A 23,850-nucleotide genomic window follows, 5' to 3' on the forward strand; every position below is an offset into this window, starting at 1 on the left:
TGGAGGTTGGCCCCAAAGCCGACCTCTTTTTTTTCTTTTTTATGCTTGTAGTTATTATTAATATACTATTAGTATATTAATTAATTGTTGTTATAACAGTTGAATGGTGCAGTTTAAACTACGGAATTTGAAATTAATTATACGAGTAGTATATAATCGAAATGAACATATATTTCCATAGATTTCAATAACTTCACTATGAAAGGAAGATTTCAATGAATAATAACCAAACATCGGAAAAATCAGAATTCAATTTGTTTAGTGAAGAAAATGTTAAAGATCAATTTGCCATGTTTAAACAGATGCGATCCAGAGGCTCCGTTGTTCCTGTTCCCAATCCAATGGGTGGAACAGAGCAAACCTGGATTATAACTCGGATGGACGTCGCCATGGAAGTGTTGAAAGACCACTCTCGATTTACGGTAGATATGAACTCTATCGATAATGGCAATGATATTCGAAAGAATCTCTCAGACGATCTTGGTTCATCAGAACCCCAGACCTTTTTTACCGGAAAGTCGATGCTCTTTGTTGATGAACCGGATCACCGAAGACTGCGTAGCCTGGTGTCCAAAGCATTCACTCCAAGATATATGGAAAGCCTGCGTCCGCGTGTCCAGGAAATTGCTGATGAATTAATTGATCAATTTGAAGGAAAAGGAGAGATGGATCTTGTAAAAGACTATGCCTACCCTTTCCCAATTAACGTCATATCCGAAATGCTCGGTGTACCTCAGGAAGACCGACCTCAGATCCATGTATGGTCTGAAGCCATTGCGAAAGGTCTCGGTTTCGGTAAACAAGACCCTGAAGTAGCGCAGCATTTGCGATCATTCGCAGAATACACGGCTCAGCTTGTGGCGAACAAACGAGTGGAACCTTCCGATGACCTCATCAGTCAATTAATTGTGATCGAGGAGGAGGGGGATCGACTGAATGAAGATGAATTAATATCCATGATCACGTTATTAATATTTGCTGGACATGAGACAACGTCGAATCTGATTGCGACCGGCTCTTATCTACTTCTGACACATCCCGAACAACTGGAACAACTTAAACAAGATTTGAATCTGGTTCCTTCTGCGGTGGAGGAGTTGTTACGATATAACGGCCCCGCGACTTCGTCAGGTCCTCGATATGCAACGCAGGACACGGAACTGGATGGACAACAGATTAAAAAAGGAGATGTTGTGATTCCTCTCTTGAAATCAGCGAATCGGGACGAGTTACAGTTTGACCAACCTGAAGAACTGGATCTTGAGCGCAAAATAAAACGGCATTTGGCATTTGGCCATGGTATTCATATGTGTCTTGGTGCTCCACTTGCCCGTGTGGAGGGAGACGTAGCGTTTACTACGCTATTAAGTCGACTTCCTGGTCTTCAGCTTAGTGTTCCTCCGGAAGAGATTCATTGGCACTACTCACTATTATCTGAGGGATTGGCATCATTACCAGTAAAATTTAATAGATAAATTTAGTGTGTCTCACTGGAGTATGACGAATTGTCGTCATACTCTTTATTTATAATGATGATAGAACGGTATGAACAAGAAGCATTCCAATGGAGTGAACATGCTAATGCAAAAACATAAAATTGAGTACATAAATTTTGTTGCGGAGGTAAACTTTATGAATAAAGATGAACTATCATGCATAAAGCCATTGAGATTGATTTGCAAGCTCGCAAAGAAGGAAACGAACCATTCGGCCCATGATCAGTTAGTGGAAATTGCTGGCAGCAACAGTATGATCGCGTGTGAAGAAGTATATGAGAAAAGTCCTCAAAAACCTGAAGTAGTGGGGGGATTACTGAGCGCAGGAGGCTTGAAAGTATTCGAAGGATATCAATTTCTTTCTTAGTTCTCGTTCGGACAAAAAAATAATTTTTAATTATTGCTTGATTTTTTTTTCAACGTCTGATAGTGTAAGACCTGTGATTTTGGGAAGTTAATTTATCAATATGAATTAGAGCTTTCCAGCAGATAATTTTGACCACTTCACCAGGAAGTTAAGGCCATACGGACAGCCGGGTCAAACGCCGATTGGCAACTTACGTTGCTTTATTGATTGAGTTCAAAGCTCAAATTTTATAAGTTGGTTACTTTACAACCAGTGCAATTGCACATCAACTTGTGAAACGGTCAATAAGAGTGGTAAAGGCGAATTATTTGCTATATAGACTCTGATCCAATATTGATATACATGAAGGAGCTTTCCGCAAAAGGAGTTCTTGTGAACTTTTTTGGTCATGGAGACTTCACGTCTTTTTTATGATGTATATCGATAAGCAAGTGTGATGATGCGCGATTGCGGGCATTTTTCACCTTGCTTTTTTTGTTGTCTTGTTGTCGTTACTGTATCAAACAAATTAAACCAATTTAAAAAAATACATATTGGGATAGGAGAATGTAAAATGGGAAAAGCACTAATCATCGGCGCCGGCGGCGTTGCTTCCGTGGCAGTACACAAATGCGTTCAAAACAGCGAAGTTTTTGAGGAAATCTGCATCGCGAGTCGTACAAAATCCAAATGTGATGAACTCAAAGCCAAGCTGGACGGCGGAAAAACAAAAATTACAACAGCACAAGTTGATGCTGACAATGTTGACGAACTGATCGCTTTGATCAACGAAGTTAAACCGGATATCGTTATGAACCTTGCTTTGCCGTATCAAGATCTGACTATCATGGATGCTTGCCTTGCAACGAAAACAAATTACATGGACACAGCTAACTATGAGCCACATGATACAGCGAAGTTTGAATACAGCTGGCAATGGGATTACAAAGAGCGTTTTGAACAAGCAGGCATCACTGCATTGCTCGGTAGTGGATTTGACCCAGGCGTAACTGGCGTATTCTCCGCTTATGCCCTGAAGCACTACTTTGACGAAATTGAGTACATCGATATTCTGGACTGCAATGGCGGCGACCATGGCTATCCGTTCGCAACCAACTTCAACCCTGAGATCAACATTCGCGAAGTATCTGCGAACGGAAGATACTGGGAGAATGGTGAATGGATCGAAACGAAGCCAATGGAAATCAAACGTGTCTACGACTTCAAAGAAGTTGGCGAGAAAGACATGTACCTGTTGTACCATGAGGAATTGGAATCTTTGGCAAAAAACATGCCAGGTCTGAAACGTATCCGTTTCTTCATGACATTTGGTCAAAGCTACCTGACTCACTTGAAAGCTCTTGAAAATGTAGGCATGACTTCAATCGAGCCTATTGAATATGAAGGTAAACAAATTATTCCATTGCAATTCCTGAAAGCAGTACTGCCTGATCCAGCATCCCTTGGACCACGTACTGTCGGTAAAACAAACATCGGTTGTATCTTCAAAGGTAAAAAAGACGGTCAAGACAAAACATATTATGTATACAATATCTGTGATCACCAAGAGTGTTACAAAGAAGTGGGTTCCCAAGCGATCTCTTACACAACAGGCGTTCCAGCTATGATCGGTGCAGCAATGGTCATGACAGGCAAATGGAACAAACCAGGCGTATACAATGTAGAAGAGTTCAACCCGGATCCATTCATGGAAGAGTTGAACAAATGGGGCCTCCCATGGGTAGAAGACTTCAACCCGGTACTCGTTGATGAGCTGCCAGAAGAAGTTAAAGAATCGGAGCTAGTTCGTTAAAATGCGGTTCGAGCAATTACCGACACCATGTTTTGTTGTTGACGAGGCGCTTATCGAGAGAAACCTGAAAATCCTGAACGGTGTTATGCAGCGTACAGGTGCCAAAATCGTGCTTGCTCAAAAAGCATTCTCCATGACTGCGATGTATCCGCTGATTGGAGAATACCTGAGTGGTGCAACGGCGAGCGGTTTGTATGAAGCGCGTCTGGGCCATGAGGAAATGGGCAAAGAGAATCATGTCTTTGCTCCAGCATACCGCGCAGAAGAGATCGACGAGATTCTCTCCATCTGCGACCACATTATTTTCAACTCATTTTCACAGCTTGCAAAATTCAAGGATAAGGCGCTTCAAGCTGGCCGTAAGGTCGGCTTGCGCGTCAATCCAGAATGCTCTACCCAAGAAGGACACGAGATCTACGATCCGTGTTCTCCAGGTTCGCGTTTTGGCGCGAAACTTGAGGATTTCGATGCAAACATGTTGGAAGGTGTCTCCGGATTACACTTCCACACGCTGTGTCAGCAAAATTCCGACGATCTGGAGACTACGCTGAACGCAGTTGTTGAGAAGTTCGGACAATGGCTGCCACAAATGGAATGGATCAACTTCGGTGGTGGACACCATATCACACGTGAAGATTATGATATTCCAAGACTGGAAGCATGCATCAAACGTATGCAGAACGACTATGGCCTGGAAGTATATCTGGAGCCGGGAGAAGCTGTTGCGCTGAACGCGGGTTATCTGGTGACTTCTGTGCTGGATTTCCATAAAAATGGCATGGACATCGCCATTCTGGATACTTCAGCTACATGCCATATGCCGGATGTGCTGGAAATGCCTTATCGTCCGCCGCTGATCGGTTCGGGAGAAGTGGGCGAGAAAGCCCATCTGTATCGCCTAGGTGGACAAACCTGTCTGTCTGGTGACGTGATTGGGGATTATTCATTTGATCAGCCTCTACAAGAAGGCGACCGTCTGGTATTCGAGGACATGGCGATTTACTCCATGGTGAAAACCAACACGTTCAACGGCATGCCGCTTCCAGCGATTGCTGTTAAAAGAAAAGACGGCGATTGCGAAGTTGTTCGTGAATTCGGATATCAGGATTTCAAAATGAGGTTGGCATAATACTTCATTATATAGTAAGCATAGAATATTAATACAATGAAGGGAACCTGGAGACAGGTTCCCTTTTTAACGTTAACTGATGTTTAGCGATTAGATTTAATGATGTTTATCAGTGAGGTTAGATTAATGTTTACCGGTAATGAGCCGACTTAGCTTCGACTTCAGTTTTCGGGTTAATTTTGTGGTTTTGAGGCTGCTCTCGCAGCATATGGAAAGATCGGTTCTCTTAGTTCAAAGTCATACGTCAACCCATCCACAATGCCGACTACACTCTCACTGTCATACAACTCCAACAGAAAACCAGCCATTTGTTCCGCCGTATGGAATTTAGGAACTCTGCCCTCATATTCAAACTCATCTACATTAAAGGAATGTTTCGCAAATTCCGTCTCCGTTGCAGCCGGGGCGAGAACTTTGGCTTGCATTGCTGCGTTCTTGCCTTTCAACTCTTGCGCAAGTCCTTCCGTAAAGGCACTTACATAGAACTTGGTTGCACAGTAGGTTACTGCATCGGCTACAATCGTATATCCTCCACCAGATGAAATATTAATGATCTGTGTGCCATCAACGTTTGCATAATCACGTACATACAGGGAAGAAAGAATCGTAAGAGCTTCTATATTAAGATGAAGCATCTGCTCAATCTTGGGTAGGTGTTGTTCGCCAACGGAAGCAAAATTCCCGAATCCTGCATTGTTAATCCACGTCTCAATGGAGTAAGCCTGAAGACTCTCATAGAATTCATGCACATTAGCGGCAATGGACAGATCCACTGTACGAATGACAACATCCAGATCAGGATTGATTTCAGCTACTTTTGCTTTTAATTTGTCCAATTCATCGGTTCTGCGTGCTGCCAGGATCATATTTTTGCCGCGGGCTGCAAAAGCTAAAGCCGCTTCATATCCAATGCCCGAACTGGCACCGGTAATCACTGTGTATTTCATGGGAATTCCTCCTGGATCTGATTTCATTTTTTATTGTGATATGACCACGAGTTGATTATACTGATTAGAGCTTACTCTAAGTCAAGCGGGAAAATGGAGGGGAGGTTAACCATGCATACCATTGGTGAAGTGGCAGAATTACTCCATATCAGTGCACATACGTTACGTTATTATGAGAAGGAACAGATTGTAACCCCTCTCCGAGATGCGAGTGGAGACAGGCGATATAACGAGTCACACCTGAAATGGCTGCAATTTGTAATTAAATTAAAAGAGACTCAGATGCCCATTGCTACCATTAAGAAGTATGCATCCTTGTTTCAGGAAGGGGAGCATACGGCGGCGGATCGTTTGAAGCTGCTGGAGGAGCATAAAGAGTCGATTCAAAAACAGATGCACATACTTAACACAGCAGATGAGATGCTTGAGCATAAAATTTCGTCGTATCGAACATTCATCGGACAATGATGTAACACACATCAATGACGTTCTATTGCCAAAACAGTGATTTTTATTATAGACTATTTTTTATCGGTTGTTCATCAAGGGGGAAATGCAATGCATCAAATCAGAAAACAAAAGTCAAACAAGTTAAAAATCCTCTCCAAAGTATTATTGATTATCATTGGGGGATTTATAACGGCATATGGTCTCGAAGCCATATTGATCCCGAATAATGTCTCAGATGGTGGTGTCACAGGTCTGAGTATCGTAGGATCACAGTTGTTCGGATTACCACTGGGGATGCTCATCGGGATTATTAACATTCCATTTGTGTGGCTCGGGTACAAGCAAATCGGAAAAAGCTTTGCGTTATATTCGATCATCGGTATTGCTTCACTCGCTATCAGCACCAGTCTGATGCACCATGTACCAACCATCATTGAAGGTGATACCTTGCTCGTTACCGTTGTCGGCGGGATTATCATCGGTTTTGGTATGGGACTTGCATTACGTAATGGCGGGGCATTGGATGGCATAGATATGCTGGCAGTACTCCTTTCGCGAAAAGTACCTTTTGGAACCAGTGATCTCATTCTGTTCCTCAACATGTTTGTCTTTATTGTCGTTTCTACCGTGTTTGGCCTGCAAGGCGCAATCTTGTCAGGACTTGCGTATTTCATTGCTTCTAAAGTAATACATATTGTTGAAGAGGGCTTGAGCGGCTCCAAAACGTTTAAAATTATTACGAATCAACCTGAGATTATGGTTGAAACCATTCGGGATCGCTTAGGCCGTGGAGCAACGTATACCGAGGCTTACGGTGGCTACTCGAATGAGCAATTCAAGGAAATTACTTGTGTTATTAACCGGATGGAAGAGAGTAAAATTAAAGATATCATTCACGAAATTGACCCAACTGCCTTTGTAGTTGTATACGATGTAGCTGAAGTAAGAGGCGGCAATTTCAAAAAGAAAGATATTCATTGATACGACGGATTGTCAAACCAAGTGCGACAGTTCCTCTGTGAAAGATTCGTGAGCCGTCTTCCAACCCAAGCATTTTCGTGGTCTGTGATTCATTAGATCGAGTGAGTGTGCGAGTTCTTCATCCTCCACTTGAGCGAAATCTGTACCTTTGGGGTGGAACTCTCGTAGTAAGCCATTCGCATTCTCGTTGGAACCGCGTTGCCAAGAGGAATACGGATCAGCAAAAAAAACGTGTAGGTTATGCGTGGTTTCCAAACTGGCATAACATGCAAACTCCTTTCCTCGGTCAGCCGTGGCTGTGAGAAAGGTCCCTGTAGGGTACTGTGAGATGGCTACACCGAGTGCAATCTCCATCGACAACGCGGTACGGTCGGGCATGAGAACAGCGGTATATAGGCGTGTTTTACGTTCAATCAACGTGGCCACGCAGCCTTTACTTTTCCCACGGCCCGATACGACGGTATCCAGTTCCCAGTGCCCAAACGTTTCACGGGAACGTACCTCTTTGGGACGATCCGAAATGGATCGACCAATGGCAAATTTACCACGAGTTTCTGCGGGTTTTTGACGCTTCCCTTTGTGCCGAAGAATCTGTAATACGCCTTGAACCAAGCGCCCCGTGTAGATCCAGCGATAGATGGTTTTGAAGGTGACGGTTGGCAGGCCTTCCATGCGGAAACGTTCAGTGATTTGTTCTGGAGACCACGTCGCCTGAAGCTTCTTCTCCAAGGAAGCAGCCAAGGCTTCTGACCATTTACCTAGGGAGACAGAAGCCTTACGACGCTCCTCATAAGCGTTTTGAGCGTGTTCTGCCTGATAGGGTTGCGATGCAGCAACACGATCTAACTCACGACAAATCGTCGACGGATGCCTCCCCAGTTCTTTTGCAATGGCTCTCGAACTTTGGCCTTGGCTGTGGAGGATTTCTAGCTTGCTGCGTTCGATTATGCTAAGATGTGAATAACTCATGGACTGATTCTCCTTGTGTGAATGCTTGTGTGGTAACTTTCATTCTACACGAATCAGGCTATGAGCCATTTTTTTATTTCCAGTAGGTGTCGCACTTCATATTACAATCTGTCATACGAAAAACAAAATGAACTTAAACGTGTTAGTCAACCAGGAACTTCTGGTTGGCTTTTTGTTTGTTCACAGCTTAACTTGGAGTTTTAAAAGGCGGATTTCCTTGTTAATTTAATACGAATATTTAAATTTGCAAATAAAATAAAGATGGTTTATTAATATATCAAATGATACAAATAACTATCATTATTTTAAATTAAGTGTTGATCACAAAACAACAACATGAATGCAGAAGAGGAGAATGTTTTATGGCGTGGTTATTTCTTATTCTTGGAGGAATCTTAGAGATAGGTTGGGCATTAGGTTTGTCATTCTCCGATGGTTTTTCGAAAATCGAGATCGTAATCCCCACGGTTATTTTAATGATTGGCAGCTTCTACTTCTTTGCAAAATCCACTAAAATACTTCCTGTATCAACCGCTTATGCGGTGTTTACCGGTCTTGGTTCATTTGGAACCGTAATTGTGGGAATGATTTTTTTGGGGGACCCCGTAAGTGCAATTAAAATCGTGTTGGTCATGATATTAATCAGTTGCATCATCGGTCTGAAATTTGTATCCAATGAACCTAAACAAAAGGCAGGTGTATAGATATGAGTTGGTTTTTCTTGATCTTGGCTGGTTTATTTGAAGTTGGCGGTGTAATATTTCTGAAACTTTCAGATGGATTCACCAAATTGAAACATACATTTACGTTCGCTCTGTTTTTGTGATTAAGTTTTATTTTTCTTTCCCTGTCTTTGAGAGAGATACCAATCAGCATTGGTTATGGAATCTGGACAGGTATTGGGGCATCGGGCAGTGTACTATTAGGAATGTATGTATTCAAAGAGCCCAAAAATGCTAAGAAATTGGCTATCGTTAGTGGGATCATCGTCAGTATTGTGGGATTGAGACTAGTCTCTTAACTGTATAAATTAGCTACACTAACAACGGAACTATATCCATCTCATCTATATTCATGCATAAGTACAGCTCTCTTATGGAAAACTTCTATAGTGCGAATACAATGCATGATTTCATGTATGGGAGGTTAGCATAGTGACAAAACAAGACCCGCAAGAGCTTTTGAAGCAAAAACACGAGCTGGATGAGCAAAAAAGACAGTTCACTAATTTTTCGCGGAATATTTCAGGTCATGGTGAGGTTGAAGCTGGTCAAGAGTTCAGTGTTGACCGGGTATCAGATGATCAAAACCGTATGAAATCGGTTGAGAACAGACGCGGCGAAGCCTAAAACGTTACAACATAAGCCGATCCTTTCCGGGATCGGCTTATTCGTGCGCAGCAGTGTGATAAACTAAGAATATGTATTGTAATTGCGCATAGGAGAGTATATATATGGTGGTCAATCGTTGGAAAAGGTCGTATATTAATAATATGTCGATTGTGGAATTGAATATGGACCACATCGCAAAATGATAAACGATCTTACATAGAAGGACGGGAAAAAATGGATTTTAAACCGCTTGCTTCATTTATCGACCGCATTACATCCTGGCGTATACCGTGGGCAGAGGTGCTGGTGATGCATCGAAATGATACCGTTTTCCATTATCGTAATGGATACGCCAATCTGGAAGAGAAAACACCTGTCGGTGATGGAGCGATCTTCAATCTATACTCCATGACCAAAATTATGACCTGCGTGGCAGGGCTGCAACTGGTGGAGAAAGGGGCAATGCTGTTAAGTGATCCCTTGTCTGATTATCTGCCAGAGTATGCTGAGATGACGGTAAAGAAAACGATGCCGAACGGGGAGATCCGACTGGAAAAGGCGACAAGAGCCATTACAGTACGTGATTTGTTCACCATGACTGCCGGGTTCTCGTATGACGTTGGTTGTCCAAGCATTCAAGAAGCTGTAAAAAGCACCGATGGAACATTGCCAACACGTGATTTCGCGAGAGCGCTTGCCAAGGAACCGTTGCTGTTTGAACCAGGGACACACTGGAATTACAGCATGTGTCATGATGTGCTGGGAGCCTTGGTGGAAGTGGTAAGTGGCAAACGCTTTGGTACGTATCTACGGGACGAAATCACCGGACCACTTGGCATGAACGACACAGCATTCAATCTGAACGATGAGCAGCAGAAGCGCCTGATTCCACAGTATGCTTACAATGATGAGCTTGAAAAGGCTGTACGTTTGGACGGCAATGGATTCCGTGTGGGTACGGAGCTGGAAAGCGGCGGTGCAGGGTTGTTATCAACCGTTAGCGATTATGCACGTTTTCTGAACGCGCTTACTGGGCATGGTACGAGTCCTGAAGGTGTGCGCATTCTGTCACAAGCTTCAGTAGAACTGATGCGAACGGATCACCTGAACGAGATGACTCGTGCTGATTATTCGTGGGATCATATGTATGGATACGGCTATGGACTGGGTGTTCGCACACATATCTCCAAAGCAGGAAGCGGCTCACTGAGTCCAATTGGCGAATTTGGATGGAGCGGCGCTGCTGGTTGTATGGCTATTATGGATCCGGATTCAGAGCTTACAGTTATGTATGCACAGCACCTGCTGAATAGTCAGGAACCATACGTTCAACGACGCTTACGTAATGTGGTTTACTCCTGTCTGTAAATGATATCGTATTCGAAGTTAAAGAGCCGCTAAATAGCGGCTTTTTTATGTTACATGAGTCGAAATCTATTCTTTAGATTGTTATTTCTTTATTAGAAAGGGTATGATATCATTCTTAGGAAAATAGTACTAGTAGGAGGCATATGCTTATTGAACTGAACCTATATTCATTACATAGTTTGATCAAGGTTACACGCTAGCAAGTTTGATTGTTGAGATTGTGCACGGTTTAGAATTAGAAAAGCGCTACTAGATTTTTATTTTTTTACTCAAAGGAGATTCAATCATGATACACCCTAAACACAATGCAAAATGGGCTTCTCTGGCCCTATTAACTTTAATTGCCTATGTTCTGAGCGCATTACTTCTGCTACCACCCAATGCTGCTGCCAAAGGAGAGCAAATCTCAGCCAAGCAGCTCGAAAGTATGAGTCGGCTTTCATTTACGCTTCGTGATGCCAAGCAAACGGCTTACACCGTTTATATTTTTGCTTATGATGAACAGAAGAGCACACTAACCGAAGAAAATGGTTGGACCAACAATAAAAAAGGCGACAAGAGTTATTCAGGCACTTATCGTGCAGCCTTGTTGAAAAAAGGTGCAGCATACGGAACTGTTCAGGCGGCAAAACTGGATCTGAATACGATTATTTTGCCTCAAACCTGGAACTTCGTTGTGAAAAGCAAAGAGGCTAGTACACCAGACATGCTGATGATCACCGATTGGGGAACTTCTAATTTTAATGAGGTGAAAACGTATATTGTTCGTTCCGGGGAATTGCGCCGTGTAACATATGTCGATAATAAGGGGAAAAAATCGACGATTCCTACTCTGCAAGCAGAGATGATGGAATCCGTACTCTTTCAGGTGCCCGAGTACAGTTCAAAAATTACAACAACCTTCAATTTGTCTATGGAGTTAATACGTTTAAGTTGAATGTGAACAAATCGGAATTGCGGTTGGAAGATACGCGTAACCTCCGTTCAAAAGCTTGGCCGAACTCTGGTGTTGGTGATCGCGCTTACCTGAAAAGCCTGAAGGAAGCCGCTTTAAAGGGGGTATTGCCAGGTCGGACGGACATCAAGATTGGCATGACGCTTCAAAATGCGCAGAAAAAACTTGGGAAACCAACCTCTCGTTCAAACGAGGAATGGGGAGCGTTCTATTATTATTCTAAATTCGGCGTCGGGTTTGATTCATACATGCACGAGCTTACCAACAAATCACGTATTGCCGTTTTTGATTTGTACAATGAAAAGCAAAATCTTTCACCATGGAATGTGAAAAAATGGATGGGGAAACCTTCCTCAGAATACTACAATGAAGTCGTTGGTGGTTATGAGATGGTATACCAATTAGGTAATCACGCCATTGTATTCAACTATGAGGAAGAAGAGGACTTGATTGACTTTACGAGTATATATTAAGGTATAACACAGTAAGAATCAAAAGTATATCGTATACGAATTTACACGAAAAGCCGCTGATTAGCGGCTTTTTTTGTTATCCACGGAAGTGGACGGGTAGTCTATTTTATTGGAGTGTTATTAGAGCTTTGCACAGAACGTACACGATTGACTAAATAAATACCGACCGATACAAACAACAATGCAGCCAGATTCTTCAGTTCCAGAATCGTTTCCCCCAGGAATAATGCTGATAATAAAGCTCCAAACACAGGGATTAGAAAGTTATAAACAGACACTCTTCCGACCTTGTTGTACTTGAGAAGCATATTCCATAGACAAAATGCGACGGATGACAGTAAGGCCAGGTAGATCAAGTTACTGGTGGATTCCAAGGTGAAATGAGTAACCCGACCGCCGAGTGATAGACCTAACAGCGTAAGTACCAGTCCCCCAACGAACAGGCTGACCCCTGTTATGATCAGAACATCGATCGTAGCGGTGAGACGTTTTGCATAGAGGGCTGTAACGGAAAAAACAAGTGCTGCTATAATCACGAACCCTTCACCTGTGAATGAAAAGGAAAAAGCTAGCAGATCCGTATGGAAGTTTACGATGATTACACCAACAAATCCGAGCAAGCAGCCAACGATTTTATTTCTGCTTAATTTGTCATTTTTATAGATGAAATGGGCCAGAACAACACTGAAAAAGGTCGTCGTTGCGTTCATAATGGAGCCTTTGACACCCGTCGTATTGGCTACGCCAACGTAGAAAAACATATATTGCAAACCGGTTTGTAATATACCTAACATGATGAGGCCTGTCCACTGAGGTCTGGACAATTGAAGCTTCTCTTTTCTAACGATACGAGACAGGAGCAAGAGAAGCAAGCCCGCCAGTGTAAATCGATATCCTGCAAATACATACTTGGAAGCAATATCTTCCGGCAGAATGTTAAATGCGATATATCCAAGTTTGATGGATGGGTACGCACTTCCCCATAACAAGCAACACAGGCTTGCCACAAGCATGACAAAAATGGGATCACTAAATTTACTCGGTTTCTCAAGGGTATTTCTCTCTATCACTTTCGATCTTCTCCTCACATTTCATGCACATATGTATGTATGAATCTATTAATATCCTCCCTGACCATATCACATATCGCCAATGTTTTGTAATGAAAATTAATGAACCGCTCTTCAATTGGTAAGATTATAAAGAAGGAACGGTTCATGAGGGGCCGTTGTTATATATTCCTTTCTACAGCACATTGCGATCACTGCGGGTACACCGGAATGGTTGGAACCAGTGACAGATGAAGTTTACGGGAAGTTGTAAAATAAACGCTATGAATTGATTTATTCGAAAATGTTACTCCTAATTTGTTAAATTAAAGGCTATTTAAGGTCAGCGAGATTGCTGATTCTTATGTTGATCTGGGTGCCATCACTCTGAGTTTTAATCGAGTGATGGCCTCTTTACGTCTATGAAGTATCGATCTCCCTGACAGGTGAAAACCATGATACAGATGGATAGCACTGCACATTCATGTATACTTGGAGAAATTTCCAGATTGAAAACGCTTGTCAAACAGAAAAGAATATGATAATTTAATGTCTGTAACCGGTTACACATAGAGGAGAGCAACTTATGACAACAATTAAAGATGTAGCTCAACTGGCTGGCGTATCTGTTGCCACCGTATCCAGGGTCATTAACGATAGAGGTTATGTTCATGCGGACACACGCAAGAAAGTAGAAGATGCTGTGAAGGCGCTTAACTTTTCGCCGAATGAAGTGGCCCGCTCATTATATAAGCGCAAGTCCAAACTGATTGGCCTGTTGTTGCCGGATATCGCCAACCCTTATTTCCCGCAGTTGGCCCGCGGCGTAGAGGACAGGATGCAAGAGCAGGATTATAGACTGATATTTGGAAATAGTGATGAGGATGAACGGAAGGAGCAGGATTACATCCAGACGTTTATCCAGAACAACGTGGTCGGTGTGATCTCTTCAACGAACTACCCTCATTCTTCAATATATGAAAACCTGAAGATTCCCGTTGTGTTTCTGGACAGAACATCACTCGATCGTCCATCCGTGTATGCGGACGGCAGGGAAGGTGGAAGACTAGCTGCAAGGGAGATCATCAAACGCGGCAGTCGCCGGATCACAGTTATGCAGGGACCGTCACAGATCAGACCCGCTCAAGATCGCTTTGAAGGAGCGATTGAAATCATCCGTGATGCTGGGTTAGACTACAAGGTAATCCAGACGACCTCATTTTCAATTAACGAGGCAGGTGTATGGGCTGAAGAATTATTCAGAAAGTATGCGGACACAGACGGGGTCATTGCCAGCAACGACATCGCAGCCATGGCCGTACTGCATGAGGCATCACGAATCGGAAGAAAGGTTCCTGATGACGTACAAGTGATTGGTTTCGATGACATTCCGATGAGCAGGCTGTTATCGCCGGCATTGTCCACCATCCATCAGCCAGCATACGAGATGGGAAGGGAAGCGGCGGGATTACTTATCCAGCTTGTGGAACAAGCTGCAATAGAGAACAAAAACATACAGTTACCCGTAAGTTTCATCGAACGGGGCACTACGAGAAAGGTGAGATCAGATGGCTAAAATATGTGTAATAGGAAGCAGTTCGATGGATCTGGTTGTTACTTCGTCAAGACGGCCGGGAGCGGGGGAAACCGTTCTTGGCGATAGCTTCAAAACGGTTCCTGGTGGCAAAGGAGCCAATCAGGCTGTTGCCGCTGCACGACTGGGTGCCGAGGTTGCGATGATCGGCCGGGTAGGCGACGATGCTTTTGGCAAAGATATTTTAGAGAACTTTAGAGCAAATGCTGTAAATACGCAAAATGTGAAACCGGTTACACATTCAGAAAGCGGAACGGCTCATATCATTCTGGCAGAAGGTGATAATAGTATTATAGTGGTTGAAGCGGCGAACCGGGAAGTCACTCCTGCATATGTCGATGAAGCAGCTGAAGTGATCCGCGATGCAGATATCGTACTAATTCAGCAGGAAATTCCGGAGGAAACGGTTGTGCATGTGAGTATATTATGTGCAGAATTCGGAACACCGCTGTTGCTTAATCCCGCTCCGGCGAGAACATTGCCGCAAGAAGTGATCGACAATGCCGCATATATCACGCCGAACGAGCATGAAGCCGAGATTTTGTTTCAGGGCATGAGTCCGGCACAGGCATTACGTCAGTATCCTAACAAGTTGTTCATCACGGAGGGCAGTAAAGGTGTACGTTACTTTGATGGCACTGAGGAAATTTTAGTCCCAACTTATAAAGTTGAGGCTGTCGATACTACTGGGGCAGGGGATACGTTCAACGCTGCATTTGCAGTTGCTTTGGCAGAAGGGAAGGCCTTGCAAGAGAGTATACGCTTCGCCAATCGGGCTGCATCGTTGTCCGTCACCAAGTTCGGAGCGCAGGGCGGCATGCCGACGCGTGATGAAGTAGAGGAGAGCTTGTAATGAAAAGAAATGGCATGTTGAATAGTCACATTTCCAAGATTTTGTCTGACTTGGGCCATACGGACATGATTGCGATTGCGGATGCAGGTCTGCCGGTACCGGACGGGGTAGTCAAAATCGATCTGGCTCTCAAACTGGGAACACCAAGTTTTCGCGAAGTGGTGGAAGCGATCACTGAAGATATGGTCATTGAGAAAGTCATTGTGGCTGAAGAGATTCGCGAAGGCAATCCCGTAGCCATGCAATTCATCACAGAGAAATTTGGGGTAGAAGCAATCGATGCTTCGGTCAGCCACGAGCAATTCAAAGCATTAACACGGCAGGTGAAAGCAGTCATCCGTACAGGTGAAGCCACACCCTATGCTAATTGCATTTTACAATCGGGAGTCCATTTCGGTTAAAAGGAGGTTGCGTAATGCACATTCAGATGCAAGACATTCATAAAGCGTTTGGAACGAATCAGGTGCTGAGCGGAGTGGATTTTGAACTAAAGGATGGTGAAGTTCATGCCCTGATGGGGGAGAATGGAGCCGGGAAATCCACACTGATGAATATTCTGATTGGTCTCCATCAGAGAGACCAAGGGACCATCATGATCGACGGAGAAGAAAACTATTTTGCAAGTCCAAAGGAAGCCGAGAAACTGGGTATCACATTCATACATCAGGAGCTGAATGTATGGCCTGAAATGACGGTGCTGGATAATCTCTTCATTGGTAAGGAACTGACATCATCGTTCGGATTGCTTAATACAAGACAAATGAAAGCGCTTGCCAAAGAACAGTTCGCCAAGCTTTCCGTAGACATACCACTGGAACGCCCTGCGGGAGAGTGCTCTGTCGGGCAGCAACAGATGATCGAGATTGCCAAAGCGCTAATGACAGATGCCAAGGTCATCATTATGGACGAGCCAACAGCAGCACTTACGGAGCGTGAGATCCAGAAGCTGTTTGGTGTAATCAGTTCGCTGAAGAAGGAAGGCGTATCCATCGTGTATATCTCTCACCGAATGGAGGAGATATTCACGATCTGTGACCGGATTACCATCATGCGTGACGGAAGAACGGTGGACACGCAAGCTATTCCGCAGACAAGCTTTGATGAAGTGGTGCGGAAAATGGTAGGTCGTGAACTTACCGAGCGTTATCCTGTCCGGAATCCTTCGTATGGTGAAGTTGTCCTCGAAGTAAGAAATGCAAGCAGCAAAGGTCTATTCGAGAATATTAACTTCACGGTGAGAGCGGGGGAAATACTCGGCTTCTCAGGACTCATGGGTTCTGGACGAACAGAGATCATGAGAACCATCTTTGGTTTGGATACGTTGGATAGCGGTGAAATCTTCATCCGCGGCAAAAAAGCGAACATTCGTAAACCGGCAGATGCAGTGAAACATGGAATCGGGTTTATTACAGAAGACCGCAAGGATGAGGGGCTGGTATTAGACTTCTCCATTCGCGAGAATATGGCGTTGCCAAATCTGTTCAGTTTCTCAAGCAAAGGTTTCATCTCAGCTTCCAAAGAACAAGACTTCGTAGATACACTGATCAAACGTCTACAGATCAAAACGCAATCCTCCGAGACGGCGGCAAGGAATCTATCCGGGGGTAACCAGCAGAAGGTGGTTATTGCGAAATGGGTTGGTATCGGACCAAGCGTGCTTATCCTGGATGAACCTACCCGCGGAGTGGATGTCGGGGCGAAGCGCGAAATCTATGAATTGATGAATGAACTGACTGACCGCGGCGTTGCAATCATCATGGTATCGTCGGAGCTACCTGAAGTGCTTGGCATGAGTGACCGGATCGCGGTTGTGCATGAGGGACACATCAGTGGCGAGGTTGCAAGGGAAGTAGCAACACAAGAACACATTATGACATTGGCCACAGGGGGACAGTGATATGACAACAATGCAGGAAAACAAAACGGCTAAAAGCGGATTCCGTTTCTCAAACGTGATACAAAAATTGGGACCGCTACTTGGCTTAATCATTCTTATTCTCATCGTATCGGTGTTGAATCCAAGTTTCTTGGAACCACTTAATATCTTGAATTTATTGCGTCAAGTCTCGATTAATGCGCTGATAGCCTTTGGTATGACGTTTGTTATTCTGACGGGTGGAATTGATCTGTCAGTTGGATCGATCCTGGCTTTATCCAGTGCTTTTGTAGCAAACATGATGTTGTCCGGCCTGGATCCGATCTTGTCCATCATTATTGGTGTAGCACTCGGTGGTGTCATGGGTATGGTGAACGGACTGATGATTACCAAAGGCAAAATGGCTCCGTTTATCGCTACACTCGCTACCATGACGATATTCAGGGGACTAACATTGGTGTACACCAATGGTAATCCAATTACAGGCCTCGGCGATAATCTGTTGTTCCAACTGTTTGGCCGCGGTTACCTGCTGGGCATTCCGGTACCTGCAATTACGATGCTGATTACCTTCATGATTCTGTGGATTGTTTTGCATAAAACGGCTTTTGGCCGCAAAACGTACGCCATCGGTGGTAATGAGAAAGCTTCCATTATCTCGGGTATCAAAGTGAATCGCGTGAAAATTATGATTTACTCCCTAACAGGTATGCTCGCTGCTCTGGCAGGTGCAATTCTGACATCACGTTTGAATTCAGCGCAGCCAACGGCAGGTACATCCTACGAGCTGGATGCGATCGCAGCAGTTGTACTGGGTGGTACAAGTCTTGCTGGAGGACGCGGACGCATCGTTGGTACACTGATCGGTGTTCTGATTATCGGCGTGTTGAATAATGGATTGAACTTGCTTGAAGTAAACTCATTTTATCAAATGGTTGTAAAAGGTATCGTCATTGCCATTGCTGTCCTGCTGGACCGCAAGAAAACAGCATAAGGAGAGAAGCGAATATGAAAAAGTGGACTGTAACACTCATAAGTATGCTGATGATCATCGTTCTGGCCGGGTGCTCTCTGGAGCCACCGGAATGGGCGAAACCTAACCCAAACAAAAGTAACGGACAGAAGAAAATAGGTTTGTCGATATCTACACTGAACAATCCATTCTTTGTATCACTGAAGGACGGGGTAATGGCCGAAGCCAAAAAACAGGGAATACAGGTCATCGTGGTGGATGCGCAGAACGATTCGGCCAAACAAACCAATGATGTGGATGATCTCATTCAGCAAGGCGTTAGTGCACTGCTAATTAACCCTGCGGACTCTGCAGCGATCTCCACAGCGGTTCAATCCGCTAATAGTGTGGGCATTCCTGTAATCACGCTGGATCGCTCCGCAGATAAAGGCGAAGTGGCGGCACTAGTGGCATCTGATAACGTTAAAGGTGGACGCATGGCAGCTGAATATTTTGTGGAACAACTGGGTGAGGGAGCAAAAGTCATTGAACTTGAGGGTGTGCCTGGTGCTTCCGCAACAAGAGAACGGGGTAAAGGTTTCCATGAAGTGGCTGACAAGCAACTTGATGTGGTTTCCAAACAATCTGCTGATTTCGATCGGTCCAAAGGATTAAATGTCATGGAGAATCTGCTTCAGGGTAATCCTGACGTGCAGGCAGTATTTGCTCATAATGATGAGATGGCACTTGGTGCGATTGAAGCGATTCAAAGCTCAGGTAAAGACATTCCGGTCATCGGATTCGATGGTAATGATGATGCAATCAAATCCATTCAGGATGGGAAATTGACGGCAACAGTCGCTCAGCAGCCTATACTGATTGGCCAACTGGCGCTGCAAGCAGCTCTGGATGTGCTCAGTGGCAAGCAGGTGGAGTCATCGATTCCCGCTGAATTGAAGCTGGTAACGAAGGAAAATGTGAATGAGTAAATACATCATAAAACATGTATCTTCTTGGACATGAACATAGGACTAAACCAAGCCGCTAAATTAGCGGCTTTTTTCATTTTGGAAGAAGCGTGCGAGCATCACATCAATCAGATTATTGACTTTTAAAAGCATATTAAAGGTGCCCCAATTGAATTAATGTCCACTTTGTCATTTTGGACTGCTCCAAAAGAGCATTTTTGGATATGTATATCCAATCCATGCGTTGCTATACTAGCATGACGTTCTACACAGTCTTCACAACATAAGGAGGAGCTAATCTCATTGATACATTCCTGTTCGGAATAGAAAGAAGGTGGCTGACATGAAACATCTAGTAGAAGAAAATCTTCAAGCTGTAAGACAGCAAATGGCATTGGCCTGCCAGGCTTCAGGTCGCAACATAGAGGACATCAAGTTGTTGCTCGCGACCAAAACGGTACCGCTTGAGAAATTACAAATAGCTATTCAAGCAGGTGAGGTCCTCTTTGGAGAAAACAAAGCTCAAGAACTCCGAGACAAATTCCCACTCATGGAACAAAGCAAGCAGGTGGAATGGCATTTTATCGGACATCTGCAAACAAATAAAGTAAAGGAGGTTGTTAAATATGTTACTCTCATTCATTCCGTAGATCGTCTGAAACTGGGTCAAGCGTTACATAACCAGCTTCTCAAAGAGAATAAGACCTTAGACATTCTTGTGCAAATTAACACGTCCTACGAAGAAAGTAAATTTGGTGCCTCTCCAGAAACAGCCGTTGAGCTTGTAGAACAGTTAACTCAATTCGAGACATTGAACGTGAAAGGTTTAATGACGATTGGAAAACTGAATGCGACGAACGAAGAAACGCGACATTGTTTTCGATTGTTAAACCAGATCCGTTCACAGATTAAAGAGAAAAATATTCCACGCGTAGAAATGGATATTTTATCGATGGGTATGTCTGGTGACTTCCAGGTCGCCATTGAAGAAGGAGCTACAATGATACGTGTAGGGACAAGTGTATTTGGTCAACGCTACTTACCGGACGAGTATTACTGGAATGAAAACACACGCATCGATGATTAAGTGAGAGGTAGTGTTAAATATGAAGACAGCATCCCCTTCGTTACGTGGCCGTGATTTGATATCGCCGGTGATCGCCGCTTTAATATCCGTAATTGTTAATTACGGGGGAACGTTTATCCTTGTTTTTCAAGCTGCAAAAGTCGCTGGTTTAAGTCCGGAAATGACCGCTTCCTGGATTTGGTCCATCTCGATTGGGGTAGGAGTAACAGGAATTTGGCTCAGTTATCGATATAAGGAACCGATTATTACAGCCTGGTCTACACCGGGTGTGGCGTTTCTCGTTTCAGCATTAGCGGTAACCCCTTATCCAGAAGCTATTGGCGCTTACATGATTTCAGCAGTCGGATTTATTATTTTAGGTTTGTCAGGCATGTTTGAACGTTTCGTTCGACTTATTCCCCCAGGCATCGCTTCCGGATTGTTAGCCGGTATTTTACTACAGTTTGGTATTTCGGCCTTTGGAGGGGCGAAGGTAGATTCTTTGCTTGTGATTGTACTGTTTGCAGGCTATATCGTGCTAAGAAGGTTTACTTCCCGTTACGCCATTGTTGGCATATTGGCAATCGGCTTGATTTATTTGATATGCATGGGGAAAACAGACTTCAGTACGATCCAATTGGCTGTAGCATCGCCTGTATTTGTTGTTCCAGCATTTTCGTTAAATGCTTTACTTGGCGTTGCGCTACCGCTGTTCATTATTACCTTGACAGGGCAGTATATGCCCGGAATGCTTGTTCTGCGTAATGATGGATTCAAGACAAGTGCCAATCCTATTCTAGCTGTAACAGGTTTGGGTTCGCTTCTTGCAGCCCCATTCGGATCACATGCTTTTAATGTGGCAGCTATTACAGCAGCGATTTGTACAGGGAAAGATGCACATGAGGATTCAACGAAGCGGTATATTGCAGGTATTGCTTGTGGTGTTTTTTATATTTTTATCGGCATTTTTGGCGTAACATTGGCTGCTCTGTTTTTGATTCTTCCTGCTACTTTTATTGCAACATTAGCGGGATTGGCCTTACTTGGAACCATCGGTGGCAGTCTTGCCAATGCATTAACGGACCCTAAGGGACGTGAAACTGCATTGATTACGTTTTTGGCGACAGCAGCGAATGTGACTTTGCTTGGTGTGGGTGGTGCATTTTGGGGACTGTTTGCAGGAATGATGGCACATCTACTGATGAATAGTAAATTTCCCAAAAAACAACTTGGAACGAATAAATAACCGTAATATTGAGAGGAAGATGTTCATGAAACATTTGGAGAAGCAAGATAAAGTAATAGGAATGGCTGTCCAGCAAGAGCTTGGAAGGCAGCGGGATAAGATAGAACTGATTGCATCAGAGAATTTTGTAAGTCAAGCTGTGATGGAAGCAACAGGTTCGGTATTGACCAATAAATATGCGGAAGGGTATCCGGGCAGAAGATATTATGGCGGGTGTGAGCATGTCGATACAGTCGAAGAGATAGCAAATAGCCGCCTTAAAGCACTTTTTGGCGCTGAACATGCGAATGTGCAGCCTCACTCCGGTTCTCAGGCCAACATGGCAGTATATTTTGCCTCGGTTGAGATTGGGGACACAATACTTGGCATGAATCTATCCCAGGGTGGTCATCTAACACACGGAAGTACTGTTAATTTTTCAGGTAGGTTTTACAATTTTGTTTCATATGGTGTCGATGCACAGACGGGCCGCATTGACTTTGACGAAGTACGTAAACTTGCTTATAAGTATCGTCCACGCATGATTGTTGCAGGTGGAAGTGCATACCCGCGGACCATTGAGTTTGAATTATTTGCCCAGATTGCCGCCGAAGTGGGAGCTCTTTTCTTTGTAGATATGGCGCATATAGCAGGAATTGTTGCGGCAGGTTTGCATCCTAACCCGGTACCACTTGCCCATTTTGTTTCAACCACCACACACAAGACCTTACGAGGACCACGAGGGGGAGCCATTTTTTGCCGGGAGTCCTGGGCAAAGGCGATTGACAAAGCTGTATTCCCGGGGACTCAGGGCGGGCCATTCATGCACGTTATCGCGGGGAAAGCGGTGGCATTAGGCGAGGCATTGCAAACCGAGTTCACAACATATATTGAAGGTGTTCTGAATAACGCCAACGTATTGGCAGAAACTTTAATGAATGAAGGACTTACCCTTGTATCGGGAGGAACAGATAATCATATCGTGTTGGTTGACTTACGAACTATGGGCCTTACAGGCAAAGAAGCCGAAGCTTTACTGGATGAAGTAGGGATTACGGCGAATAAAAATGCAATTCCTCACGATACGGCAAGTCCTTTGGTTACAAGCGGTATTCGTTTTGGAACTCCGGCTATGACTTCAAGAGGGCTTGGAGCCAGGGAAATGAAAGAAATTGCTCAGTTGATAGGGCTTGCTTTTAAAAATCCAAAGAACTCGAATGTGAAAAATCAAATATTAGGTAGTGTCCGTGAAATCACTTCGCAATTTCCTCTATATGAAGGGCTTAAATAGCTCACAGCAGACACAAATAGAGCCTGCAATTGTTCCTGATGGATAACAATTGCAGGCTCGTAATGTGCTTGTTTATATTGAAACTAAGACGGCCCTAGTAGGCTATACCTACACGAGATTGTACATACTCATCAGACATTAATTGCTGATAAGCAAACTCCGCAGTATCGATTACAGATATAGAAGTTCCACCGTCAGGCAAATAGTCGCGCTCAACCCGGTACTTACCAAGAGATTCTCCATCAAATAAGTAGGTAGGACACACGATGGTCCATTCTAACTCTGAAGCCTTCAGAATGTTGTACATCTCCAGATGCTCTTCAGCTGCTCGCGTGGACTTACGTTTGGACTCAGGGGATTGAAAACGAAGCAAGCCAGGATCCGTTCGACTTTCCAATATTCCTGCTGTACCAATGGTAATGATTCTTTTGATACGCTCCTGAGCCATAACCTCAACAATATGTCCCATGGATTGCGATAATGTAGTTGTTCCATCGGTACTTAAGGAACTAACAACGAGATCCACACCCTGTATGGCGTAATGAATATCCTCTTTGACTAAAGCGTTTCCTTGATGTAGAACGAAATTGTCATCGTTGATTTGTACCTTTTCCGGGCTTCTAACCAGTGCAGTTACATGATGATTGGAACGTAGGGCATTAGAGACGAAATGACTTCCAACCCGTCCGGTGGCTCCTAACACTAAAATGTTCATTAC

General features: G+C 44.0%; 24 protein-coding genes and 1 pseudogene. 21 read left to right on the forward strand and 4 right to left on the reverse strand.

What is annotated here, in order from left to right; genetic code table 11:
* Positions 1–215: 215 nt before the first annotated feature.
* The 4 genes from MKY92_RS14440 to nspC all read left to right on the forward strand — a co-directional run bounded on the left by MKY92_RS14440 (position 216) and on the right by nspC (position 4,784).
* Positions 216–1,475 carry a cytochrome P450 gene (locus MKY92_RS14440; protein ID WP_339301424.1) on the forward strand — a complete coding sequence of 420 codons (1,260 nt, stop codon included), beginning with the start codon at positions 216–218 and terminating at the stop codon, positions 1,473–1,475.
* A gap of 157 nt (positions 1,476–1,632) precedes the next feature.
* Positions 1,633–1,863 carry a hypothetical protein gene (locus MKY92_RS14445; protein ID WP_339301426.1) on the forward strand — a complete coding sequence of 77 codons (231 nt, stop codon included), beginning with the start codon at positions 1,633–1,635 and terminating at the stop codon, positions 1,861–1,863.
* Between the two features lie 553 nt (positions 1,864–2,416).
* Positions 2,417–3,655 (forward strand): saccharopine dehydrogenase family protein, encoded by a 1,239-nt coding sequence (locus MKY92_RS14450; RefSeq protein WP_017688530.1) that lies wholly within the window; start codon positions 2,417–2,419, stop codon positions 3,653–3,655.
* Between the two features lies 1 nt (position 3,656).
* Positions 3,657–4,784: a carboxynorspermidine decarboxylase gene (gene nspC, locus MKY92_RS14455; RefSeq protein WP_221819364.1), complete on the forward strand. Its 1,128-nt coding sequence runs from the start codon at positions 3,657–3,659 to the stop codon at positions 4,782–4,784.
* Between the two features lie 173 nt (positions 4,785–4,957).
* Here the strand turns inward: nspC and MKY92_RS14460 are convergent, their stop codons facing one another.
* Positions 4,958–5,731, reverse strand: coding sequence for an SDR family NAD(P)-dependent oxidoreductase (locus MKY92_RS14460; RefSeq protein ID WP_307412863.1), 774 nt, complete (start codon positions 5,729–5,731; stop codon positions 4,958–4,960).
* Positions 5,732–5,842: 111 nt separating this feature from the next.
* Here MKY92_RS14460 and MKY92_RS14465 point away from each other — a divergent pair, with 111 nt between their 5' ends.
* Both MKY92_RS14465 and MKY92_RS14470 read left to right on the forward strand, forming a co-directional pair.
* Positions 5,843–6,199 (forward strand): MerR family transcriptional regulator, encoded by a 357-nt coding sequence (locus MKY92_RS14465; RefSeq protein WP_237175416.1) that lies wholly within the window; start codon positions 5,843–5,845, stop codon positions 6,197–6,199.
* 90 nt (positions 6,200–6,289) lie between these two features.
* Complete coding sequence (locus MKY92_RS14470) at positions 6,290–7,162, forward strand: YitT family protein (RefSeq protein ID WP_221819361.1); 873 nt, start codon at positions 6,290–6,292, stop codon at positions 7,160–7,162.
* 12 nt (positions 7,163–7,174) lie between these two features.
* Here the strand turns inward: MKY92_RS14470 and MKY92_RS14475 are convergent, their stop codons facing one another.
* The gene (locus tag MKY92_RS14475; RefSeq protein WP_339296788.1) at positions 7,175–8,131 is read right to left on the reverse strand and encodes an IS30 family transposase; all 957 of its coding nucleotides are present in this window, start codon (positions 8,129–8,131) and stop codon (positions 7,175–7,177) included.
* Between the two features lie 362 nt (positions 8,132–8,493).
* Here MKY92_RS14475 and MKY92_RS14480 point away from each other — a divergent pair, with 362 nt between their 5' ends.
* From MKY92_RS14480 to MKY92_RS14505, 6 genes and pseudogenes are all read left to right on the forward strand, one after another.
* Complete coding sequence (locus tag MKY92_RS14480) at positions 8,494–8,835, forward strand: multidrug efflux SMR transporter (RefSeq protein WP_339301428.1); 342 nt, start codon at positions 8,494–8,496, stop codon at positions 8,833–8,835.
* A 2-nt stretch (positions 8,836–8,837) separates the two neighbouring features.
* Positions 8,838–9,152 (forward strand): annotated as a pseudogene (locus tag MKY92_RS14485) (multidrug efflux SMR transporter).
* 133 nt (positions 9,153–9,285) lie between these two features.
* Complete coding sequence (locus MKY92_RS14490) at positions 9,286–9,480, forward strand: hypothetical protein (RefSeq protein WP_339301429.1); 195 nt, start codon at positions 9,286–9,288, stop codon at positions 9,478–9,480.
* A gap of 216 nt (positions 9,481–9,696) precedes the next feature.
* Positions 9,697–10,830 (forward strand): serine hydrolase domain-containing protein, encoded by a 1,134-nt coding sequence (locus MKY92_RS14495; protein ID WP_339301430.1) that lies wholly within the window; start codon positions 9,697–9,699, stop codon positions 10,828–10,830.
* A 286-nt stretch (positions 10,831–11,116) separates the two neighbouring features.
* A complete protein-coding gene (locus tag MKY92_RS14500) occupies positions 11,117–11,767 on the forward strand; it encodes a hypothetical protein (RefSeq protein ID WP_339301432.1) in 651 nt (216 codons plus the stop codon).
* Between the two features lie 2 nt (positions 11,768–11,769).
* Entirely contained in the window at positions 11,770–12,258 is a 489-nt protein-coding gene (locus tag MKY92_RS14505) for a DUF4309 domain-containing protein (protein ID WP_339301433.1), read from the forward strand.
* Between the two features lie 101 nt (positions 12,259–12,359).
* Here the strand turns inward: MKY92_RS14505 and MKY92_RS14510 are convergent, their stop codons facing one another.
* Complete coding sequence (locus tag MKY92_RS14510; protein WP_310335262.1) at positions 12,360–13,328, reverse strand: DMT family transporter; 969 nt, start codon at positions 13,326–13,328, stop codon at positions 12,360–12,362.
* 565 nt (positions 13,329–13,893) lie between these two features.
* On the opposite strand from MKY92_RS14510, the gene MKY92_RS14515 reads away from it, so the two are divergent.
* The 9 genes from MKY92_RS14515 (at position 13,894) to glyA (ending at position 23,132) form a co-directional block, all read left to right on the forward strand.
* Complete coding sequence (locus MKY92_RS14515) at positions 13,894–14,883, forward strand: LacI family DNA-binding transcriptional regulator (RefSeq protein WP_339301436.1); 990 nt, start codon at positions 13,894–13,896, stop codon at positions 14,881–14,883.
* Complete coding sequence (gene rbsK, locus MKY92_RS14520; RefSeq protein ID WP_339301438.1) at positions 14,876–15,754, forward strand: ribokinase; 879 nt, start codon at positions 14,876–14,878, stop codon at positions 15,752–15,754. Before MKY92_RS14515 ends, rbsK begins: the two co-directional genes overlap by 8 nt.
* Positions 15,754–16,155: a D-ribose pyranase gene (gene rbsD / locus MKY92_RS14525; RefSeq protein WP_339301439.1), complete on the forward strand. Its 402-nt coding sequence runs from the start codon at positions 15,754–15,756 to the stop codon at positions 16,153–16,155. The genes rbsK and rbsD overlap by 1 nt, the downstream gene beginning before the upstream one ends.
* Positions 16,156–16,169: 14 nt before the next feature.
* Positions 16,170–17,651, forward strand: coding sequence for a sugar ABC transporter ATP-binding protein (locus tag MKY92_RS14530; RefSeq protein ID WP_339301441.1), 1,482 nt, complete (start codon positions 16,170–16,172; stop codon positions 17,649–17,651).
* A 1-nt stretch (position 17,652) separates the two neighbouring features.
* Complete coding sequence (gene rbsC, locus MKY92_RS14535) at positions 17,653–18,624, forward strand: ribose ABC transporter permease (RefSeq protein ID WP_036615973.1); 972 nt, start codon at positions 17,653–17,655, stop codon at positions 18,622–18,624.
* Between the two features lie 14 nt (positions 18,625–18,638).
* Positions 18,639–19,571: a ribose ABC transporter substrate-binding protein RbsB gene (gene rbsB / locus MKY92_RS14540; RefSeq protein ID WP_036615972.1), complete on the forward strand. Its 933-nt coding sequence runs from the start codon at positions 18,639–18,641 to the stop codon at positions 19,569–19,571.
* Between the two features lie 322 nt (positions 19,572–19,893).
* Positions 19,894–20,637, forward strand: coding sequence for a YggS family pyridoxal phosphate-dependent enzyme (locus tag MKY92_RS14545; RefSeq protein WP_339301443.1), 744 nt, complete (start codon positions 19,894–19,896; stop codon positions 20,635–20,637).
* Positions 20,638–20,656: 19 nt separating this feature from the next.
* Positions 20,657–21,862 (forward strand): benzoate/H(+) symporter BenE family transporter, encoded by a 1,206-nt coding sequence (locus MKY92_RS14550; RefSeq protein ID WP_339301445.1) that lies wholly within the window; start codon positions 20,657–20,659, stop codon positions 21,860–21,862.
* A gap of 25 nt (positions 21,863–21,887) precedes the next feature.
* Complete coding sequence (gene glyA / locus MKY92_RS14555) at positions 21,888–23,132, forward strand: serine hydroxymethyltransferase (RefSeq protein WP_339301447.1); 1,245 nt, start codon at positions 21,888–21,890, stop codon at positions 23,130–23,132.
* 94 nt (positions 23,133–23,226) lie between these two features.
* Here glyA and MKY92_RS14560 read toward each other — a convergent pair whose 3' ends face one another.
* Positions 23,227–23,847: an SDR family oxidoreductase gene (locus MKY92_RS14560; protein ID WP_339301448.1), complete on the reverse strand. Its 621-nt coding sequence runs from the start codon at positions 23,845–23,847 to the stop codon at positions 23,227–23,229.
* Positions 23,848–23,850: the final 3 nt, after the last annotated feature.

Origin of the sequence: Paenibacillus sp. FSL R5-0623, from assembly GCF_037974265.1 — a bacterium.
Taxonomy (GTDB): Bacteria; Bacillota; Bacilli; order Paenibacillales; family Paenibacillaceae; genus Paenibacillus.

Bases quoted from the DNA above. Each gene is read 5' to 3' on its own strand.
- rbsK (WP_339301438.1), top strand. From the start codon at position 14,876: ATGGCTAAAATATGTGTAATAGGAAGCAGTTCGATGGATCTGGTTGTT.
- MKY92_RS14560 (WP_339301448.1), bottom strand. From the start codon at position 23,847: ATGAACATTTTAGTGTTAGGAGCCACCGGACGGGTTGGAAGTCATTTC.
- rbsD (WP_339301439.1), top strand. From the start codon at position 15,754: ATGAAAAGAAATGGCATGTTGAATAGTCACATTTCCAAGATTTTGTCT.
- MKY92_RS14470 (WP_221819361.1), top strand. From the start codon at position 6,290: ATGCATCAAATCAGAAAACAAAAGTCAAACAAGTTAAAAATCCTCTCC.
- nspC (WP_221819364.1), top strand. From the start codon at position 3,657: ATGCGGTTCGAGCAATTACCGACACCATGTTTTGTTGTTGACGAGGCG.
- MKY92_RS14495 (WP_339301430.1), top strand. From the start codon at position 9,697: ATGGATTTTAAACCGCTTGCTTCATTTATCGACCGCATTACATCCTGG.
- MKY92_RS14440 (WP_339301424.1), top strand. From the start codon at position 216: ATGAATAATAACCAAACATCGGAAAAATCAGAATTCAATTTGTTTAGT.
- glyA (WP_339301447.1), top strand. From the start codon at position 21,888: ATGAAACATTTGGAGAAGCAAGATAAAGTAATAGGAATGGCTGTCCAG.
- rbsC (WP_036615973.1), top strand. From the start codon at position 17,653: ATGACAACAATGCAGGAAAACAAAACGGCTAAAAGCGGATTCCGTTTC.
- MKY92_RS14500 (WP_339301432.1), top strand. From the start codon at position 11,117: ATGATACACCCTAAACACAATGCAAAATGGGCTTCTCTGGCCCTATTA.
- MKY92_RS14545 (WP_339301443.1), top strand. From the start codon at position 19,894: ATGAAACATCTAGTAGAAGAAAATCTTCAAGCTGTAAGACAGCAAATG.
- MKY92_RS14480 (WP_339301428.1), top strand. From the start codon at position 8,494: ATGGCGTGGTTATTTCTTATTCTTGGAGGAATCTTAGAGATAGGTTGG.
- MKY92_RS14465 (WP_237175416.1), top strand. From the start codon at position 5,843: ATGCATACCATTGGTGAAGTGGCAGAATTACTCCATATCAGTGCACAT.
- MKY92_RS14475 (WP_339296788.1), bottom strand. From the start codon at position 8,131: ATGAGTTATTCACATCTTAGCATAATCGAACGCAGCAAGCTAGAAATC.
- MKY92_RS14550 (WP_339301445.1), top strand. From the start codon at position 20,657: ATGAAGACAGCATCCCCTTCGTTACGTGGCCGTGATTTGATATCGCCG.
- rbsB (WP_036615972.1), top strand. From the start codon at position 18,639: ATGAAAAAGTGGACTGTAACACTCATAAGTATGCTGATGATCATCGTT.
- MKY92_RS14450 (WP_017688530.1), top strand. From the start codon at position 2,417: ATGGGAAAAGCACTAATCATCGGCGCCGGCGGCGTTGCTTCCGTGGCA.
- MKY92_RS14515 (WP_339301436.1), top strand. From the start codon at position 13,894: ATGACAACAATTAAAGATGTAGCTCAACTGGCTGGCGTATCTGTTGCC.
- MKY92_RS14460 (WP_307412863.1), bottom strand. From the start codon at position 5,731: ATGAAATACACAGTGATTACCGGTGCCAGTTCGGGCATTGGATATGAA.
- MKY92_RS14530 (WP_339301441.1), top strand. From the start codon at position 16,170: ATGCACATTCAGATGCAAGACATTCATAAAGCGTTTGGAACGAATCAG.
- MKY92_RS14445 (WP_339301426.1), top strand. From the start codon at position 1,633: ATGAATAAAGATGAACTATCATGCATAAAGCCATTGAGATTGATTTGC.